This window comes from Marinomonas profundi (assembly GCF_020694005.1).
GTDB classification, from domain to species: Bacteria; Pseudomonadota; Gammaproteobacteria; order Pseudomonadales; family Marinomonadaceae; genus Marinomonas; species Marinomonas profundi.
Window position 1 is genome coordinate 3,062,927 of sequence record NZ_CP073013.1, and the last position, 19,219, is coordinate 3,082,145.

Genomic DNA, 19,219 nt, shown 5'->3' on the forward strand with positions numbered 1-19,219 from the left:
AACGAAACCTCCTAGCTTGTCTTGTTTGAATCACTGTTTTTCAAGTAATTCAAGAATTCTTTTTCTGCCAACGGAATATATTTATCATAAAATGTTTTATTTCTTTTCCCATTTTTGCGGCCACCACATAACAAGATGACTTTCCTTTTTGGGTCAAAAGCATAAAAGACACGATAAGGTTTTCCTGCATGCTGAATTCTCAACTCTTTAAGGTTTTTTACCTTGTCTGTTCCTTTTAGTGAATCAGCATATGGCCTAGCTAATAGAGGACCTTTGATTTCTAATACATCAACCATTGAAAGCACGTCTTCTTGCTCTTTGTCCGTCAAGCCAAGAAACCATTGCTCGTACTCGTCAGTTATTAATATCTCCCAAATCATAAGCTATCCTTGCAGTCTTTCTGATTAAAAAATACGCTTTAACGTATATACTGTCAAGAGTATATTTAAATGCACTAACCTCATCATGCCGACTTGTAAATTTAATGATGAGATAGGTTGTTGTTAAGAAAGGGATGATTTTTTGTCTATTCCCATTTATATCAATGTAATAAGATGACTGAAATGGATACCGTTCTGGTTAACCAAAACCGCATAGGATGAAAACTGCAATGTCTCACTACGACAAGTTAACGTCACATTACCAAACACTCAGTCACTTTAACCACGCTCAAGCCATGCTTGGCTGGGATGCGGCGGCGAACATGCCATCTGGCGGTAGCGAAGCGCGCTCAAACGCCATGGCTGAGTTATCGGTTCATATCCACCGTTTATCAACGCAACCCCAGCTAGAAGACTGGTTTGGTAACGCCGAGCAAGAAGCCTTCAATACAGAACAAATAGCCACTGAGCAACAAGCTAGCTTGCGTGAAATGAAACGCCAATGGCAGCAAGCCACCGTGGTGCCAGAAGACTTGGTGCAAGCGCAATCCATCGCGGGTTCCAAATGCGAACATGCGTGGCGTTCACAACGCCAAGAAAACGACTGGACAGGTTTTGAGAAGAACTGGAAAGAAGTGGTTGCTTTATCCCGTGAAGAAGCCAAAATCCGTGGTGCAGCACTTGGTCTTACGCCTTATGATGCCATGCTCGACAAATACGAACCGGGCACTACAACCGCATCGCTTAATACCTTGTTTACCGACGTGAAAACCTGGCTGCCAGAACTGATTGAAACAGTACTGGAAAAGCAAAAATCGGAATCCATCATTTTACCGTCTGGTACCTTCTCCACTGCCACCCAAAAAGCCCTTGGCTTAGAAGTGATGAAACTGCTGAAATTCGACTTTGACCGTGGCCGTTTAGACCAAAGTGTGCACCCATTTTGTGGTGGCGTGCCAACCGACGTGCGCATCACCACTCGCTACGACGAGCAAGACTTTGTACAAGCCCTAATGGGCATCGTTCACGAAACAGGCCACGCGCGCTACGAACAAGGCTTGCCAACAGCCTTTGCCGGATTACCTGTCGGCGAAGCACGCTCAATGGGCATTCATGAATCACAGTCGTTGTTTTTTGAAATGCAGATTGGTCGTAGCAAGGCGTTTATATCACACTTATCACGACTCTCAGCCGACGCCTTTAGCGCACACAACGACCCCGTGTTTGCCCAAGACAACCTCTACAAAATTTACACCCAAGTGGAAAAAGGCTTTATTCGCGTCGACGCCGACGAATTAACCTACCCAGCACACGTGATTATGCGTTATGAAATCGAACGCGACCTCATCAACGGCGTAATAGAACACACCGACGTACCCGCACTGTGGGATGAAAAAATGAAAGCCGCTCTTGGCATCTCCACCAAAGACAACGTCAAAAACGGCTGCATGCAAGACATCCATTGGACAGATGGCGCATTTGGCTACTTTCCAAGCTACACACTCGGCGCCATGTACGCCGCCCAATACAAAGCCACCATGACACAAAACATCGACTTTGACAGCGTGATTCAAAGCGGCGACCTAAGCCCCATCTTCCAATGGCTAAGCGACAACATCTGGTCACAAGCCTCGCTCCACACCACAGATGAACTGGTAAAACGCGCCACCGGTGAAACCCTCAACGCCGCGCACTTTAGAAAACACCTAGAAGGGCGGTACTTGTAGTCGAACTGTTCCCTCCCTTTTCTTCAAGGGGAGGGTTAGGGAGGGGTTCTAAAATCTAAAGGGTCGAACCCCTTTTTGTCCTACAAACCCGTTGCAGGCATAAACACTTCTTCAAAAAGGGTTTTGACCCTGACTTCCTTTCTTCAAGGGGAAGACGGAAGATGGGGTTCTGAGCCTCCAGCCTCTACAAACATAACCCAACCCGTAGGGCACGATAAGCGAAGCGTAATCTGCCACTGACTGTAGGTCGCGGCTTTAGCCCGACAAGAAGTACAAACAGCAAATCAACGAAGACAGTGAAAAGGTAGCTGAATCAGGTTGCCATTGACAATGGCAGTTAGCGTTAGCACACGGTGAGATCAGAGTATAAAAACAGATCAGGTCATAAGGTCTGAGGGAATCGCTTGCCTCGCGGGTCAAATCGCGCTACAAAAGAGCAAATGAAGAATCAATATAGCGGCGATCAAAGACGATCTGAAGCGGCATAGTCCAAACAGGCTTTGATATCTAGCGAGTTATATAACAGGGAAGTCCTACCATGAAAAAAGCAAATCCCCTATATAGACAACGCAGCCGTTCAACAGTGGGTTATAGCCGCAGCTACGCTGCCGTATAACCCTTAATTATTATGTGGGGCCCACAATCGAGTCTGTACATGACTATAAGTGAATTTGAAATAAAGCGCTGCAAGAAAGAACTCGAGAAGTTTCTAGAGGAAAATCGACCCCCGGCTCATGTTCGGGCGCAAGTTGACCTGGGTTATCGCATCACGGGCCAAAGCGTAGAAATATTCGAAGTCAGGCCAGGATTTCGAGACCCTAGCAAAAAGACAGAAATATCAGTGGCTAAAACCACATACATTAAGTCCCAGAAAGTCTGGAAGGTGTACTGGATGCGCCAAGACCTGAAGTGGCATAGCTATCGGCCAGCACCTCAAGTGAGACATCTTGAAGAATTCCTTACACTGGTGAAAGAGGATGCAAACGCATGCTTTTTCGGCTAGAAAAGCCACATAACAATCACATTAAGTTCGCTCACTTCGTTCGCCCGACGCTCGTACCTCGCGCGGCTTATGTGGGGCGTTAGGGCTCAGTGTGAGTGATTTTTCATCTGACCCTAAATTTCTAAATTTAGAGAATCATGTATATACCTAAGAATTTTGAAGTAAAAGATCCATCAGTAATCAGCGAGCTAATCGCTGAAAACGGGTTCGGAACGCTAATTAGTGCTGATCTTACTGCAACACACTTGCCTCTTATTTACGAACCGAATGTTGCAGGGCTTGGTTTTCTATTTGGTCACTTTGCTAAATCAAATTCGCATTGGCAAATTGCTGAAAACCAGAGGGTGCTCGTCATTTTTCAAGGGCCACATGCCTATATTTCACCAAGTTGGTATGTAACTAAACCAGCGGTACCAACTTGGAATTATTCAGCCGTTCATTGTTATGGTTATCTCACTATCCTTGATGACAATGAAAATCAGCAGGCTATGGCTGACCTGATTGTTAAATATGAGCCTGAGCTGTTAGATAATTCTGAAATTATGCCAGCTGATTATCAGTTAAAACTTCGTAACGGTGTTGTCGGTTTTAAAATTGCTATTGACGAGATTCAAGCGAAGGAAAAGTTGGGGCAACATCGTAAACCAGAGGATCAAAAGGGCGTATTTACAGGTTTGCAAAAATCTAAGGATTTAAGCGCTGTCAGTTTGTGCGCTTACATGGAAAAGCGTAATGTTGGTACAGGCCGTTAACACATTTCGTCATTCGGGGCCTGCGGCCCCAGCGACGGACACAACTCAGTCACTGCTAAGAAATGTTATCTTCTATCCACTTCCTGAGCTAAAATACCGACCCTATTCGTACTTTACTACATGAGATTTATAAATGACCGCATTTGATAAAAAAGTGGAAGAGCTGATCGCTAAACATCCTAATCTAACCAAAGATGAAGCCATCAAAATTGTCACTGAGAAAAATAACCGTAAGAAACAGAAGCGAAATGCAAGATCAAATAAAGATAGTTAGGGTCAGATGAAAATAGGGTATTTTATACGCGTTTCCACGCGAGAGCGTGGGAACGAGAGAGCCGCGTGTTGATGTTAAGTCATACGCGGCTTTATATTGTTTTAATCTAGTAGCATTTTGCTTGTTTGTTTTGTGTGGCCAGCGGTTCATAAATGGCGAGGTTTTTGGGTAAATTGGCCTGTAAATCTTTAATACGAGTCGCGTTGGCTGGGTGAGTTGACAGCAGTTCTGGTGTTTTACTGTCTCCGCCTGCGCTCATGTTGCGCCATAGCTGAACACTTTCTCGCGGATCAAAGCCTGCTTTTGCCATGTATTCTAAGCCCAGTAAATCGGCTTCTGACTCATGAGCGCGGCTGAAAGGTAGGATAATACCGACTTGCGCGCCAATGCCTAATGCTTGGAAAATCGCGACTTTCTCTGGTGATTCCTCACCGCCTAGTTGATAACCCAATGCCAGCGCTTGGCTCGTTGCAAGCTGAGTTGATACACGTTCATTGCCGTGTCTGGCGATGACATGGGCCAGCTCATGACCGACGACGGCGGCTAGCTGAGATTGGTTTTCAGCGACTTTTAAAAGGCCCGTATAAACGCCGACTTTATAACCAGGTAAGGCAAAGGCGTTGACTTGTTCATCGTCGAATAACACCACTTCCCAAGCTTGGTTACGGTATTTATCGGGCAGCACTGCGATCAGTGTGTCGGCCACGCATTGTACTTGTTCACGCAGTTTGGTGTCGGATGACGAGGGTATTTCCTTCTTCATTTCTGTAAAAGACTGAACGCCCATTTCATTCATCTGGCTATCAGGCAACACCGCAAACTGCTTACGACCCGTCGGCGAAGCGCTACAACCCACCATTACAACCAACGCTGCAGCCAGCGCCGCCTTATAAGAAACCTTCATCAACACCATGGTAAAACCGCCTTGAAAAACTGCATGAACGCTTGGAATAGCCGCCATTATAGAGAAGGGCTTTCGTTAGAAGCAAATGAAGTTGGCGCTTTGACTGATAACCCCTCGGCGTTTGAATGAAACCCGTATAGATAACCCAAAGGCGGTTAGTCGCTTTTAGTCTACCTAGAGTCGTTTCCAGCCACCTTCCACTGGTAGCGAAAAATTACACTGAGTTCATTGATAGTCACTCCTTTAAAAAGCCCATATTTAATAGGTAAGGAAAAACAATGAACGCAGCAGAGCTACACGACAAGTCCATTATTATTGACGGTTTGATTTGTGCGAAGTGGAATCGCGAGTTATTTGAAGACATGGCGAAGGGCAAGTTGACGGCGGCGAATTGCACTGTGTCGTTTTGGGAAAACTTCGAAGGCACGGTTCGTAATGTGGTTGAGATGAATCAGCTGATCGACGCCAACAGTGATTTATTGACCAAGGTGTACACCACGAAAGACATTCAGCGCGCCAAAGCCGAAGGCAAAACCGGCGTGATGATGGGCTTTCAAAATGCCCATGCGTTTGAAGATCAAATTGGTTATGTGCAGATTTTTAAAGACCTAGGCGTGGGCATTGTGCAGATGTGCTACAACACGCAAAACTTAGTGGGCACGGGCTGTTATGAACGCGACGGTGGTTTGTCGGGTTACGGTCGTGAAATCGTGGCGGAGATGAATCGTGTCGGCATGTTGTGTGATTTGTCTCACGTTGGCCCTAATACCGCGAAAGAAGTCATCATCGAATCGAAAAAGCCAGTGGCGTATTCCCATTGTTTGCCAGCGGGTTTAAAAGAACACCCACGCAACCGCACCGACGAAGAGCTTAAATTCATTGCCGACAACGGCGGTTTTGTTGGTGTCACCATGTTCGCACCTTTCTTAAAAGCTGGTATTAACGCCACCATTGACGATTACGTGGAAGCCATTCAATACATTTACAACATAGTCGGGGAAGACGCGATTGGCATCGGCACCGACTTTACCCAAGGTCACGGTTACGATTTCTTCGAATACCTCACTCATGACAAAGGTTATGCCCGCCGTTTGACGCGCTTTGGCGAGATTATCAATCCGCTGGGTATGCGTACGGTTGGCGATTTCCCGAATTTGACCGAAGCCTTGTTGAAACACGGTTTTAGCGAGCGTCAGGTGGTGAAAATTATGGGTGAGAATTGGGTCTCATTGTTAAAAAATGTTTGGGGAGAATAATCATGACAACACATGCGCCAGAAATGCCCATCCAAGTAGACGGTGAAACCGGTGTTTGGACGACGGATGCGTTGCCAATGCTGTATGTGCCGCGTCACTTTTTTGTCAATAACCACATGGGCATTGAAGACGAAATTGGCGCCGAACGTTACGCCGAGATTTTATACAAAGCGGGTTATAAGTCGGCCTATTTTTGGTGTGAACAAGAGTCCGAATGCCATGGCATTTATGGCGAGGAGATTTGGCACCATTATTTGAAGCGCTTATCACAGCGCGGTTGGGGCTTTTTTATTACCGAAGCGCTCGACATAGAAAAAGGCACGGCAAAAGTACGTTTAGAAAACTCGGCTTTTGTTTATCACTACGAAAAGATCCACGGTAAAAAAGTCAATCGCAAGGTGGATTACATGTTTACCGGCTGGTTTGCTGGGGCGCTGGATCAGATCCTTGAAAGCAAAGGCTTGGCGACTCGTACCAAGGCGATTCAAACACAGAGCGCCGCGGAAGCTGGTTTTGACGTAGGTTATTTTGACGTGACGCCTCTGTAATTCATGTCGTAAAGCATATTAAGTATATGGCCATCGCGGGCAGGTGGTGGCCACTATTATCCGAAAAGTTATCAGTCGTTTTCCATAAGGCAGGATGTTATGTCCCAGTATGATGCGTTGTTCGAGCCATTAAACATTAATAAATTAACCATCCGCAATCGTATTGTCAGTACGGCTCATGCTGAGGTGTATGCCACTGATGGCGGCATGACAACAGATCGTTATGTGAAATATTACGAAGAAAAAGCCAAGGGCGGTTGTGGCTTGTGTATTTGCGGTGGCTCCAGTGTGGTGTCTATCGATAGTCCGCAAAGCTGGTGGAGTTCGGTGAATTTATCGACCGATCGTATTATTCCGCATTTTCAAAATCTGGCCGATGCGGTACATAAGCACGGCGGTAAAATCATGATCCAAATTACGCACATGGGGCGTCGTTCTCGCTGGGATGGTGAAAACTGGCCAAGCCTGATGTCGCCTTCTGGCATTCGTGAGCCGGTTCATCGTGCGACTTGTAAAACCATCGAAGTGGAAGAAATGTGGCGCATTATTGGGGATTTCGCCCAAGCAGCGCGTCGTGCCAAAGAAGGCGGCTTGGATGGCGTGGAATTGTCGGCGGTTCACCAACATATGATCGACCAGTTCTGGTCGCCACGGGTCAACAAACGTACTGATGAATGGGGCGGTACTTTTGAAGGTCGCATGAAGTTTGGTATGGAAGTACTAAAAGCCGTGCGGGCCGAAGTGGGGCCAGATTTTGTGGTGGGCATGCGTATTACCGGCGATGAATTTCATCCGGATGGCTTGGGCCACGAGGAAATGAAAAAGATTGCTCAGTATTATGATGCTACTGACATGGTGGATTATTTTGGCGTCGTGGGTTCTGGCTGCGACACGCATAACACCTTGGCGAACGTGATTCCGAATATGAGCTATCCGCCAGAGCCGTTCCTTTATTTGGCGGCGGGTATTAAAGACGTGGTGAAAGTGCCTGTTATTCATGCGCAAAACATCAAAGACCCAAATCAAGCGAAGCGTATTATCGAAGCCGGTTATGTGGATTTTGTCGGCATGACGCGCGCGCACATTGCCGATCCGCATTTTATCGCCAAGATCAAAATGGATCAGGTGGATCAAATTCGCCAATGCGTTGGCGCGAACTATTGTATCGACCGTCAGTATCAAGGCTTGGATGTTTTATGTATTCAAAACGCGGCAACCTCGCGGGAATACATGGGTTTGCCGCATATTGTTGAAAAAACCACGGGCGTCATTCGCAATGTGGTGGTGGTTGGCGGTGGCCCCGGTGGCTTAGAAGCCGCGCGTGTTGCCGCCGAGCGTGGTCATAAAGTGACCTTAATTGATAAAGCCGAAGAACTTGGCGGGCAATTAGTGTTTGCCGCCAAAGCGCCTCAGCGTGATCAAATTGCTGGCATTACCCGTTGGTTGGTGATGGAGATCGAGCGCTTGGGCGTAGAGGTGCGTTTGGGCACCGCCGCCAGCGAAGAGCTGATTCAGGAATTGAATCCAGATGTGTGCATTTTAGCGACTGGAGGTCGTCCTTTCTTGGAGCAAAATCCAGAGTGGGGCGCGGCAGAAGGCTTGGTGGTGTCTACATGGGATATTCTCAGTGGCAAGGTCGAACCGGGTAAAAACGTCTTGGTTTACGATACGATTTGCGAATTTTCCGGTATGTCAGCGGCGGATTATTTGGCGTCCAAAGGCTCGCTAGTGGAGTTGGTAACTGACGATATCAAACCGGGCGTCGGCATCGGCGGTACGACTTTCCCGACTTATTACCGTTCTTTGTATGAAAAAGAAGTCATCATGACCTCGGACATGTTGCTCGATAAGGTCTATCGCGAAGGTGACAAGTTGGTGGCGGTACTGGAGAACGAGTACACAGCGCAAAAAGAAGAGCGCGTGATAGACCAAGTGGTGATTGAAAATGGTACGCGTCCCAATGAAGAATTGTATTACGCGTTAAAACCCAGCTCGCGCAATAAAGGTCAGATTGATAACGAAGCCTTGTTTGATATTCAGCCTCAGCCTGTTCTTCACGATCAGCAGAGCGAAGGCATGATCTTGTGGCGTTTGGGGGATTGTGTGTCGCAGCGTAATGTTCATGCGGCTATGTATGATGCTTTGCGCCTCTGTAAAGACCTCTAAGCCAATAAGGGGTTTAAGATGATTCTTAATTGGTTACTTCCAACCTTGATTGGTGTTTTGCTGGTGCTTGCGGGCATTGGTGCCGTTCGTCGTATGAATTTGTGGCGCGCGGGGCAGGCTGACAAAGTTGATTTGCTGGCGGGTTTGCTGGCGATGCCGAAACGCTATCTGCACGACCTTCACCATGTGGTTGAGCGGGACAAGTACATGTCTCGCACCCACGTGGCGACGGGCGGCGGTTTTGTATTGGCCATGGTGCTGGTGGTGTGGGTGCACTTGTTTGGCATCGACAGCAAGATTCTGGCTTGGGCGCTATTAGCAGCCTTGGTAATGATGTTTTGTGGTGCTTTATTCGTTTATAAACGCCGTATAAATCCGCCGTCTCGCCTTTCGAAAGGGCCGTGGATGCGCTTGCCAAAAAGCCTGCTGACGTTTTCTGTCACCTTTTTTGTACTGACTTTACCGGCAGCAGGATTACCTATTGTTGGAAAGTTTCCTAGCGGAACGGGTGGTTGGCTGCTTACGCTTGTATTGTCTGTTCTGATATTAATGAGCCTAGGCGAAATGCTGTTTGGTATGACCTGGGGCGGGCCGATGAAACACGCCTTTGCGGGGGCCTTGCATTTGGCTTTTCATCGTCGTCCAGAGCGTTTTGGTGGTGGGCGTTCTACGGGCTTAAAAGCGGCGATATTAGGTGAAACGTCGCACGGTGTGGCGAAGCCAACGGATTTCAAATGGAATCAATTATTAGGCTTTGACGCCTGTGTGCAATGCGGTCGTTGCGAAGCGGTGTGCCCTGCGTTTGCGGCAGGTCAGCCATTGAACCCTAAAAAACTGATTCAAGACATGGTGGTGGGTTTTGCCGGTGGCACAGACGAGAAGTACGCGGGCAGCCCGTATCCTGATGGTTCGGGCGGTGTTCAAGAGGTTGGCAAGGCGAAAGGCGGCCCTAATCAAATTATCACCGAGGGTTTGATTAACCCCGATACGCTTTGGTCTTGTACCACCTGTCGAGCGTGTGTGGAAGAATGCCCGATGATGATCGAGCACGTAGATGCCATTGTCGATATGCGTCGTTTTTTAACCTTAGAAAAAGGCGAAACACCCAATAAGGGCGCGCAAGTCCTCGAAAACATTATTGCCACGGATAACCCTAATGGTTATGCGCCAGCAAGTCGTACTCACTGGGCGGCGGATCAAAATTTGCCGCTGATGAAAGACGTAAAGCAAGCGGATGTGTTGTTTTGGGTGTCTGACGGCGCCTTTGATATGCGCAGTCAGCGAATTTTGCGTGCCTTTGTAAAGCTAATGAAAGCGGCCAATGTGGATGTGGCGATTCTCGGCGATGAAGAGTTAGACAGCGGCGATGTGGCAAGACGTTTAGGCGACGATGCGACTTTCCAGAGCTTGGCAAAGCGTAACTTGGCGACCCTGTCGAAGTATCGTTTTAATAAAATAGTCACCACCGATCCGCATGCCTTTCATTGTTTGAAGAATGAATACGGCGATTTTGGTGGAGATGCCTTGCTTTCTATTTCTGGGGAAAGTGTCGAGGTGTTGCATCATACGACCTTTTTGAATCGCTTGGTAAAAGACGGCCGTTTGCCATTGGATACTTTTAAAGGCGGCAAGGTGACTTATCACGATCCTTGTTATTTGGGACGTTACAACGGCGAATACGAAGCGCCGCGTGAACTATTGGCGAGTTTGGGTATTGACGTAGCGGAAATGGAACGCTCTGGTTATCGCTCGCGTTGTTGTGGCGGTGGCGGTGGCGCGCCAATTACCGACATTCCCGGTGAACGTCGCATTGCCGATATGCGCATGGAAGATGTTATCAGTACGGGGGCGGACATGGTGGCCGTGGGTTGTCAGCAATGTACGGCGATGTTGGAAGGCGTGGTAGAGCCTCGACCTGTGGTGAAAGACATCGCTGAAATCTTAGCGGGTCAGTTAATTGATAGGCCGTTGGTTGATAGTCAGTTGGCTGATAGTCAGTTGATTGGGGAGGTACGCTGATGAGTGATTTATCATCAAACGATCGCTCAGCAGACAACTTGCAGCGACGAGACCCGAGAGCCGAGAGGATTGCCCGCAATCGACTGCACCCTTTGTACGACAGTGTGATTTCTGCAGGGCAAGGCGAAGTGCGTGGGCCGTCGGGTTTGCTGCGTAAGAATCCACATGTCATTGGTTTTATGGGTCCAAATGGCATTAAGCGTATTGATCGCGCCAATTTGTCTTCGACAGGACTCAATAGTAAAAAACGTACTGGCGAAGCGAAAGAAACCTTGCGGCCATTGCATCGTATCGATAAGCCTGATTTTTACATCATGGTGGTGGCCGATATGGTGGGCGGTCGATTAACAGGTCACGATAAAGATATTCTTGGTTTGGCGCATCAGCTTGTCGCCAAGCGTAATGGTGCCGTGGCTCTGGTGTGTTTGGGGGAAAGCAAGGAAACACAGTTTGATCTGGCGGGTGTGGATCGTCTGATTCACCTTGATGGTGAAGAGTACGAAGGCTTTGCACCCGAGGCAAAATTAGCCGCCCTTGAACAGATTGAGGCACAGTATCAGCCAGAACATTGGCTCTTTCCAGACAGTGTAAACGGGGGGGCGGATCTCGCTTCTCGTTTGGCCGCACGACTGGGTGAGCGGCCAGCAGCACAAGCTTGGCAAGTGAATGGTGCGCAAACGGTGTGTCGCGGCGCCTCGGCCAGTGTGGATATGGTGCGTGAAACGCCGCGTATTTTGATGTTACTAGAAGAGTGTGCGGAGGCGATTGAAGATACTCGGCATCAGGTTTTGCCATTAGATTTATCGTCCGCATCGATTCCCCAAACCGATTATCGCTTGATCGATAAAGGGCAGATTGCGGTGGATTCCAACGCGGTGCCTTTGGCGGAAGCCGAATTTATTTTATCGGCGGGCAATGGCATTCATAACTGGGATCAATTCCACGCGGCGGCTGACGCGCTTGGTGCGACGGAAGGGGCGAGTCGTGTCGCGGTGGACGATGGCTTTATGCCGCGTTCGCGTCAAGTGGGCGCATCGGGGACTTGGGTAACGGCGCGGGTGTATTTGGCCGTGGGCATTTCCGGTGCCATTCAACACATGCAAGGGATTGGACAGTGTGACAAGGTGGTGGCGATTAATACTGACGCCGGTTGTGACATGGTGAAGCGCGCTGATTTGGCGGTGATAGCGGACAGTGAAGCAATATTGGCCGAGCTGACTAGACTGGCTCTGCAGCATTCCTTATCTAAAAGCCGTTCATCTAAAGATCAAGAGGAGAAAAGCGATGCAGCCTAATATCAATGTGGTTTCTTTGGTCTCGGTTGGCCGTCATCCTCAATCGGGCCGTTCTCGTCGAGCGGAGCAAGATGGCCGCGCGGTTGAATTAGGCTTGAAACTGACTGGAAAAGCATTAACCGTGGTGCATGCTGGCAACGCACAAGAGCCTGTACTTCGACAATACGCTGGCATGGGCTTGTCGTCGTTGACAGTGTTAGCTCAAGAAGACGGTGGTGATGCTTTACCCGTATTGGCGACTTTTTTGCAAGAAAATCAAATCAGTGTTGTATTAACAGGAGTGCGGGCAGAGAGTGGTGAATCTTCTGGCATGTTACCGTATTTATTGGCGGAGCAGCTTGGTTGGCCCTTGGTGCCTCGGGTGGCCGATATTGTCAGCATTAAAGACGACAGTGCGGAGGTGCTTTTGGCCTTACCTCGTGGCCAGCGCAGGGCGGTTATCGTCAAGCTGCCGTTTATTGCCAGTGTTGATAACGCGGCACAAGAAGCACGTCAAAGCGCATTTGGGCCAGGATCGCGAGCGGAATTTAATATTGTTAATGTGGACAGCGTGATGGATGACGCGGCGAATCAATGGCAAATCAGTGCTGCCAAACCTCGCCCTAAGCGTTTAAAAGTGGTGAAAGCAAAAACGGCTGCAGACCGAATGAAAGCGGCGACAGCAAAACCAGTTGGCGGCGGTGGCAAGGTGATGAAGAACGAAACCACAGCCGAAAAAGCGCAAGCTATTTTTGATCTGTTGCTAGAAGAAAAAGTGATGAAGAAAAAGTGATTCGCTAAATGGCTGTTTAGGTATAAGCTTGTTCGTCCTTTGATTGTTGATTAAACGATGCGTTTGTTTATTAGGTATGAAATATGATGATTGTAGATTTGGTCGATGAAGTCGATTTTAAAGAAAAACTCATCGCACTTGGGGCGCCTGTTACTCAAGAGCAAAGCTTGACCGAAGTACAGGCCGCGGTTTTGTCGTGGTTACAGGCCTATCCAGAACAAACTCCTTTTGTAAAAGACCTTTGCATTGAAATGCAAAAAGACAATACGACAGTATTGCCAGAAATATCAGTGGTGATGGCGGCTTTCGGTTAAAAAAGCTTTTATCGTGTCCAGTTTTTGGGCGGTCGCTCAACACACCAGCATTTATTGCTGTTCCATTGCCCCAGCGTTTAAACGCCTACCTTAAAATCATTTTCAAAAACTATTTCTAAAGTAAAGTGATAACGATTATCATACTCCCAAATTTATTGATGGGGTATCTGTATGGTTAAGTCGTTTGTAGTACTTGTGTTCACCTTTTGTGCCAGTTTAGTGTGGGCTGATCAGGTAACGGTTAAAGATGTGCTTGGACGCGATGTTACGTTTAATGCGCCCGCTCAACGTGTCATTGTTGGATTTTACCCTGAAGATTATATGGCTATCGGCACGGAAGCCGCTTACGACAAGGTGGTTGGTGTGTCTCGATACATTTGGGAAGCGCGTTCTGCGAACTGGGAAATGTACGTTAAGCACCGTCCTTCCTTACAAGATATTCCCGCAATCGGTCGAGTGGACACACAAACGTTTTCGGTTGAAAAAGTCGTTAGCTTGAACCCCGATGTTCTGGTGTTGGCTGACTGGCAATATAAAGGTTTGGGTACGGATATCGAACGGCTTGAAAGCGCCGGTATAAAAGTGATCGTGGTGGATTACAATGCGCAAACCTTAGAGCGCCACATAAAGAGCACAGAGTTAATTGGTGTGATCACGGGGCAAGAAAAACGCGCCGCGGCTATTGCTGCTGACTACAAAAACACCGTTGAAATGGTCAATAAACGCCTTGCGGATGCGAACCTGCCTGCGCCAAAGGTTTATACTGAATTTGGTGCCTCTGGTGTTCAAGAGCTGGGTTTTACCTTCGGTAAAAATATGTGGGGTGCGATTTCTACCATGGCGGGTGGCGATAATATTTCCGCGCCGTTTGTTGAATGGTGGGGGAAGTTAAACCCTGAGCAGGTTATTGCTTCCAATCCAGATGTGATCGTTATTACCGGTTATGAAACCGGTAAAGGCACGGATTCTATGCTGATGGGGCAGGGCGTTGATGACACTGAAGCCCGTAAACGCTTGGAAGGTTATAAAAATCGCCTAGGTTGGTCTACCATTTCTGCAGTGCAAAATAATCGTTTATACGGTGCTTATCATGGCGCTTGTCGAACTATTTTAGACGCGGCAATGATTGAGTTTTACGCAAAAGCCATGTACCCAGAGGTGTTTTCAGATCTAGATCCTGAGCAGGCGTATTTGGACTTTTATAAAAAGTATCTACCCGCCACGCCGGAAGGGATTTTCACCTTAGCGTTGTAAGATTTGTTTTAATCTCTTAGGGTAAATTTCCCGCAGCTTGCTGCGTAAATAGCTAAAATCCAGCTTTGTTATTCCCGCGAAGGAGGTTGTCGTTAAAGGCTGTCAGCGAAGATTGGGTAAGTTTTGTAGGCCTGATGAGGGAGGTACGACCGTAATCAGGCGTGTAACGTTATTTAGCCTGCAAATGGTTGATTTATATTGGTTTTTGTAGGTCGGCCTTTAGGCCGTCAAAAACCCGATAACACCAAACCAAAAACCTTGACGCGCTAAAGCACGACCTACAAAATCGATGGAATTCGTTTAGCGACAGCCTCGAAGGCGGGAATGACGGGGAGTTCGAAAATGATGTATGAACAACGTTTAGCATTGTTCGAATGACACGCTGATACCTCGCCCCTTGGGGCGGGGTTATTCATTTATTGAAACATCAATTCTTAATGAAATACATAACGGGTGATCTGTTGGTAACGGTTGTCTGGTGACAGTAACGTCGGCGGAAAATGGGATTGGTGAACGGCGTCTGGCCAGTGTTGTGCTTCTAGCGCGAGGCCTGCGTAGGCGGATAGCGCGCCTTGGTTGATATTGGATGCTGCACTGAGTTGAATATGGCGACCATCGTACACTTGCAGTCCCGGTTCCGTGGTTTGGTAATCAAGAGAAAGCCCAGTGATGGGGGCTTTGAGTGTTGCCACGGTTTGTAGTGGACGATTGGCAAGAGAAAGACAAAAGTTGGTGTCGAGCCCAGGATAATCGTCGCGGCCAATGGGGCGAAGTTGATTAAAATCAAATGCGCTACCTTCCGTTGGCGTGACTTCACCAGTGGGAATAAGTTCGTCATCGACCGGTAAATAATGGTCGGCTTTGACGCAAAGTTGGTGGTCTAAAATAGAGCCTTCACCGTCAAGGTTAACATAGCTGTGACCGGCAAAATTACAAAGGGTGAGCTTGTCCGTCGTGGCGGTAATTTCCATTTCTAAGCTGCTATCGACCAGTCGATAAAAAACATTGACCACCATGTTGCCAGGATAGCCCATTTCACCGTCAGCGAGCTTGGTTTGCAGCTGCACCATGTCATCGGTTTGTTCGATGACAGACCAGATTTTACTCCCCGTGCCAGCAGGGCCGCCGTGCAAATGATGAGGTTCCGGTAAGGTGTGTGGCAATTGGTACGTTTTGCCATCAATCACCGCATGGCCTTTAGCAGTGCGATTGGCTACCCGCCCGACAACAGCACCGAAGTACTTTGCATCACCAAGATAATCCGCCAGATTCGATGACCCCAACACAAGCGAATGCGCATAGCCTTTTAAATGGACCGATTGAATACTGGCACCCAAGGTTAAAATAGAGACCTTGAGTTGTGGATTGGTCAGCAAAATACGCTGAACGTGGTGCAAATCTGGCGCTAGATTCATGATAAAAACGCTCTCTTATTAAAATAAATGGGGGCCTAAGCCCCCAGAGTATAAACAGATCAAATATTTTCTAACAAGTCGTTAATGCGATATTGCGCTGTTTCGAGAGCCTCGTCTATTGATTTATTGCCGTTGACGGCGGAACCTAGCTCTTCACCAAGAATATCTTGAATGGCGAATTGGCGTAATACTTCACCGGGTAAGGCTTGTCCTGTTTGGGCAATTTCGGCGATATCACTGCGGTGTGGTAAGGATGTGAATGCGTCGCTGGCAATGACTTTTTTAACCGTTGGCAAATGGCCTGTTCTCGCCCATTGGTAGTTGTTGTCGTAGAAAAATTTAAACAGCTTGCCAATGGCGGCCATTTTTTCGTTACTACGATCCCCACGAGGAACAACCCAACCGTGCCCGTCGGCGTAGGTGGCGTTTTTTTGTGGGAAAAATTGTGGTGAAGGGAAAACACGATAGCCATCAGATAAAACGTTATTCGCTTCTTTAGACTGAGCATCGTAAGAGCCGATTAGCCACGTGCCATTGACCGCAATGCCACCATCGCCATTGGCAAAAGCGGATACGGCTGCTGGGTAATCTAAGTCTTTGGCGCTAAATCCTTTACTGGTAATGTCTTTCATTAGGGTAAGCGCGGCTTTGGCGTCTTCACCACTTAAATCAATATGACTGGGGTCATCAAAGAATTTGCTGTCTTGTTGCATCATGAGCGTATAAAAAAAGCGTGCATAGGTTGACGTTTCATTGGCTAATACTTGAATCAAGTAAGGCTTTCCTGTGGCTTCTTGAAACTGTTTGCCTTGTGCAAAAAATTCATCACGGCTAGTTGGTAGCAGAGGTCTGCCGTCAGCTTGCATCAAGCCGGCTTGTTTCATTAGGTTGTTGTTCACATGAAAGAGCATGGTCCAGTTATCGAACGGCAAAGCGTATATTTTGTCTTCTTTGGTAACGCTAGAAATCGCCGCATCGGTGAAGTCCGTTGTCTTGATACCTTGGTCTTTTAATAGCTTATCAAGCGGCACTAACAGGCCACGTGACTGATAATCTGACATGGCTGAGTAATGTATAGAGACGACATCTGGAGCGGATCGAGACGCCAGTTGAGCGTTAAGTTGATCGTATCCTGGCCATTCTACCGTGGTGACTTTGACGTCGATGTCTGGATTATCCGCTTCGAATTTATTCACTAAGGTGGTGATGATGCCGCATTCGCCCACGGCGGCAGATACGTCGGTCATTTTGCCGTATTCTGCATCGCAAGCACCAAAGAAGCGTTGTAGCTCAATGGTAGTTGCATGCGCTAGTGATGAGAGTGTCAGCAGACTGACGGCGGTTGTTCCGAGAAGTAATCTTTTCATTATTTTTTCTCCTAGGTTGTTATTGTTTGCATTTTTTCCGTAGCGAACCTTACTTCACGGCACCTCCTGATACCGCGGTGACTATATGGCGTTGAAAAAAGATATAAACGATCACCACGGGTAACGAGGCAAAGACGGCTTGAGCGCCTAAAAAGCCTAAGCCTTCTGATTGTGCAAAGTTTGTTTGCGACGAGGCTATGCCTATGGTGAGTGTGTACATGTCGGATTTTGTAGCAGAAATTAGCGGCCACCAGTAATCATTCCAAGCTTGTAAGAAGGTAAAAATACCCAAGGTCGCCTGCGCGGGGAGCGTCAGCGGTAACAATACTTTCCAAAAAATACGAAAGGTAGAGGCATTGTCGAGCATGGCCGCTTCGTCGATTTCTTTGGGAATCGCCCGAAAGAACTGTGTCATCAGAAACACCCCAAAGGCTGAGGATAAGTTAGGTAATATCAAGCCGATGTGGGTGTTATGCAGGTCAAACCAGTTAAACATTTGATGACGGGCAATTATGACCGCTTGTTCGGGGACGGCTAAACCAAATAACACTATGATGAACAGGGTTTTACGGAAGGGGAATTCCAGTCTTGCAAAGGCGTAACCTGCTAAAGAAGACAGCAGTAAGACGCCAACAGTCTGCCCAATCGCTACTATCATAGAGTTCATAAACCAACTGAAGACACTGGAGGACTTTAAAATGTTGGCGTAGTTCACCAAGGTATAAGGCATGGAAAACACCGCCTCTGTTCCTCGGAGCAGTTCAGCGTTGTCTTTCAGCGATAAGCCAATAATCCACGCCACGGGCGTCATCATAATGACACCCAGTACAGCCGCAATCCAAAACAGCCGACGATTCGACGTCAGATGTTCAGGCGAATAATTGAGTGCTTTCATGCGTCTACCTCTTCTTTACGAGTGCTGATCCAATACTGCAGCATGGCCGCGCACAGAATAATTAAGAACAGAACTTGTGATGCTGCCGCGCCCATACCAATGTCCCAGCGTAAGAAACCGACTTCATAGATGTACATTACAATCGGACGTGACGACCCAGCAGGGCCACCGTTGGTCATCAATTGTGCCTGACCAAATAACTGGAACTGCATCACGACCTGAATAACCGCAACCAGCATAATAGTGGACTTAATGGACGGCAGAGTGATGCGCGTGAGCACTCGCCAGCGGGAGGCGTTGTCGAGCGCGGCGGCTTCATAAAGATCTTTTGGAATCTGTTGTAAGGCCGCCAAAAAAAGCATCATCGGCAAACCAATGCACCACCACACGGTTGCCACACCAACCGAAAAAAGCGCCCAGCCTTTGGTGGATAGAAAACCGATGGGTTGCCAGCCAAAGAATTCAAAAATCAGCGCAATTAAACCATCACTGGGAATAAAAACGATGCGCCAAATCAGTGTGACTATGGTCACGGACAAGATGGAAGAGGCAAAAAACAAACCTCGTAAAAAAGACGAGCCTTTGGTGGTTTTATTCAGGGCTAACGCTAGAAATAACCCTAGAACAACCAAAGTAGGAACGGATACACCGACAAAAATCACGGTGTTTTTTACCGCTTGTCCAAAAACTGGGTCGCTTAGTACGCGGGCGTAGTTTTTTAAGCCAATGAAACGTTCGCCACCGAATAGGTCAACCTTGTTAAGCGATAACCAAATGCCCCAAGCAAGTGGAAATACTAATAAGGTTACAAAAACGCTCAGATACGGAACGACAAACAGGCCATTCGTCCAACGAGAACGACGATAACTTTCTGCCAT

18 protein-coding genes are annotated in these 19,219 nt (G+C 47.7%); 12 read left to right on the plus strand and 6 right to left on the minus strand.

Annotation, left to right across the window (positions count from 1 at the left end; translation table 11 throughout):
• Positions 1 to 11: 11 nt before the first annotated feature.
• Positions 12 to 380 (minus strand): type II toxin-antitoxin system RelE/ParE family toxin, encoded by a 369-nt coding sequence (locus tag J8N69_RS14250; RefSeq protein ID WP_168823442.1) that lies wholly within the window; start codon positions 378 to 380, stop codon positions 12 to 14.
• Positions 381 to 610: 230 nt separating this feature from the next.
• On the opposite strand from J8N69_RS14250, the gene J8N69_RS14255 reads away from it, so the two are divergent.
• The 4 genes from J8N69_RS14255 (at position 611) to J8N69_RS14270 (ending at position 4,136) form a co-directional block, all read left to right on the plus strand.
• On the plus strand, positions 611 to 2,107 hold the full coding sequence (locus J8N69_RS14255; RefSeq protein WP_168823444.1) for a carboxypeptidase M32: 1,497 nt from the start codon (positions 611 to 613) through the stop codon (positions 2,105 to 2,107).
• 655 nt (positions 2,108 to 2,762) lie between these two features.
• On the plus strand, positions 2,763 to 3,110 hold the full coding sequence (locus tag J8N69_RS17140; RefSeq protein ID WP_168823445.1) for a DUF3024 domain-containing protein: 348 nt from the start codon (positions 2,763 to 2,765) through the stop codon (positions 3,108 to 3,110).
• A gap of 137 nt (positions 3,111 to 3,247) precedes the next feature.
• Complete coding sequence (locus J8N69_RS14265) at positions 3,248 to 3,862, plus strand: FMN-binding negative transcriptional regulator (protein WP_168823447.1); 615 nt, start codon at positions 3,248 to 3,250, stop codon at positions 3,860 to 3,862.
• Between the two features lie 133 nt (positions 3,863 to 3,995).
• Positions 3,996 to 4,136 carry a hypothetical protein gene (locus J8N69_RS14270; protein WP_168823449.1) on the plus strand — a complete coding sequence of 47 codons (141 nt, stop codon included), beginning with the start codon at positions 3,996 to 3,998 and terminating at the stop codon, positions 4,134 to 4,136.
• Between the two features lie 106 nt (positions 4,137 to 4,242).
• On the opposite strand, the gene J8N69_RS14275 is transcribed toward J8N69_RS14270, so the two are convergent.
• Positions 4,243 to 5,097 carry a M48 family metallopeptidase gene (locus tag J8N69_RS14275; protein WP_456298955.1) on the minus strand — a complete coding sequence of 285 codons (855 nt, stop codon included), beginning with the start codon at positions 5,095 to 5,097 and terminating at the stop codon, positions 4,243 to 4,245.
• A gap of 221 nt (positions 5,098 to 5,318) precedes the next feature.
• Between J8N69_RS14275 and J8N69_RS14280 the strand changes: the two genes are divergently transcribed.
• The 8 genes from J8N69_RS14280 (at position 5,319) to J8N69_RS14315 (ending at position 14,664) form a co-directional block, all read left to right on the plus strand.
• The gene (locus J8N69_RS14280) at positions 5,319 to 6,296 is read left to right on the plus strand and encodes a dipeptidase (protein WP_168823451.1); all 978 of its coding nucleotides are present in this window, start codon (positions 5,319 to 5,321) and stop codon (positions 6,294 to 6,296) included.
• Between the two features lie 2 nt (positions 6,297 to 6,298).
• The gene (locus J8N69_RS14285) at positions 6,299 to 6,844 is read left to right on the plus strand and encodes a DUF5943 domain-containing protein (protein WP_168823453.1); all 546 of its coding nucleotides are present in this window, start codon (positions 6,299 to 6,301) and stop codon (positions 6,842 to 6,844) included.
• A 99-nt stretch (positions 6,845 to 6,943) separates the two neighbouring features.
• Positions 6,944 to 9,010, plus strand: a complete 2,067-nt coding sequence (gene dgcA, locus J8N69_RS14290) for a dimethylglycine demethylation protein DgcA (RefSeq protein WP_168823455.1) — start codon at positions 6,944 to 6,946, stop codon at positions 9,008 to 9,010.
• 18 nt (positions 9,011 to 9,028) lie between these two features.
• Positions 9,029 to 11,029: a (Fe-S)-binding protein gene (locus J8N69_RS14295; protein WP_211084883.1), complete on the plus strand. Its 2,001-nt coding sequence runs from the start codon at positions 9,029 to 9,031 to the stop codon at positions 11,027 to 11,029.
• Positions 11,029 to 12,324 carry an electron transfer flavoprotein subunit alpha gene (gene etfA / locus J8N69_RS14300; protein ID WP_168823457.1) on the plus strand — a complete coding sequence of 432 codons (1,296 nt, stop codon included), beginning with the start codon at positions 11,029 to 11,031 and terminating at the stop codon, positions 12,322 to 12,324. Before J8N69_RS14295 ends, etfA begins: the two co-directional genes overlap by 1 nt.
• Positions 12,314 to 13,096: an electron transfer flavoprotein subunit beta gene (gene etfB / locus J8N69_RS14305; protein WP_168823459.1), complete on the plus strand. Its 783-nt coding sequence runs from the start codon at positions 12,314 to 12,316 to the stop codon at positions 13,094 to 13,096. Before etfA ends, etfB begins: the two co-directional genes overlap by 11 nt.
• Positions 13,097 to 13,179: 83 nt before the next feature.
• Complete coding sequence (locus J8N69_RS14310; protein WP_168823461.1) at positions 13,180 to 13,410, plus strand: hypothetical protein; 231 nt, start codon at positions 13,180 to 13,182, stop codon at positions 13,408 to 13,410.
• A gap of 171 nt (positions 13,411 to 13,581) precedes the next feature.
• Positions 13,582 to 14,664, plus strand: coding sequence for an ABC transporter substrate-binding protein (locus J8N69_RS14315; protein WP_168823463.1), 1,083 nt, complete (start codon positions 13,582 to 13,584; stop codon positions 14,662 to 14,664).
• A gap of 434 nt (positions 14,665 to 15,098) precedes the next feature.
• Here J8N69_RS14315 and J8N69_RS14320 read toward each other — a convergent pair whose 3' ends face one another.
• From J8N69_RS14320 to J8N69_RS14335, 4 genes are read right to left on the minus strand one after another with little or no spacing between them, the layout of a single operon-like run.
• Positions 15,099 to 16,079 (minus strand): aldose epimerase family protein, encoded by a 981-nt coding sequence (locus J8N69_RS14320; RefSeq protein ID WP_168823465.1) that lies wholly within the window; start codon positions 16,077 to 16,079, stop codon positions 15,099 to 15,101.
• Between the two features lie 59 nt (positions 16,080 to 16,138).
• On the minus strand, positions 16,139 to 17,446 hold the full coding sequence (locus J8N69_RS14325; protein ID WP_168823467.1) for an extracellular solute-binding protein: 1,308 nt from the start codon (positions 17,444 to 17,446) through the stop codon (positions 16,139 to 16,141).
• A gap of 49 nt (positions 17,447 to 17,495) precedes the next feature.
• Positions 17,496 to 18,341, minus strand: coding sequence for a carbohydrate ABC transporter permease (locus J8N69_RS14330; RefSeq protein ID WP_168823469.1), 846 nt, complete (start codon positions 18,339 to 18,341; stop codon positions 17,496 to 17,498).
• Positions 18,338 to 19,219 (minus strand): carbohydrate ABC transporter permease, encoded by an 882-nt coding sequence (locus J8N69_RS14335; RefSeq protein WP_168823471.1) that lies wholly within the window; start codon positions 19,217 to 19,219, stop codon positions 18,338 to 18,340. The genes J8N69_RS14330 and J8N69_RS14335 overlap by 4 nt, the downstream gene beginning before the upstream one ends.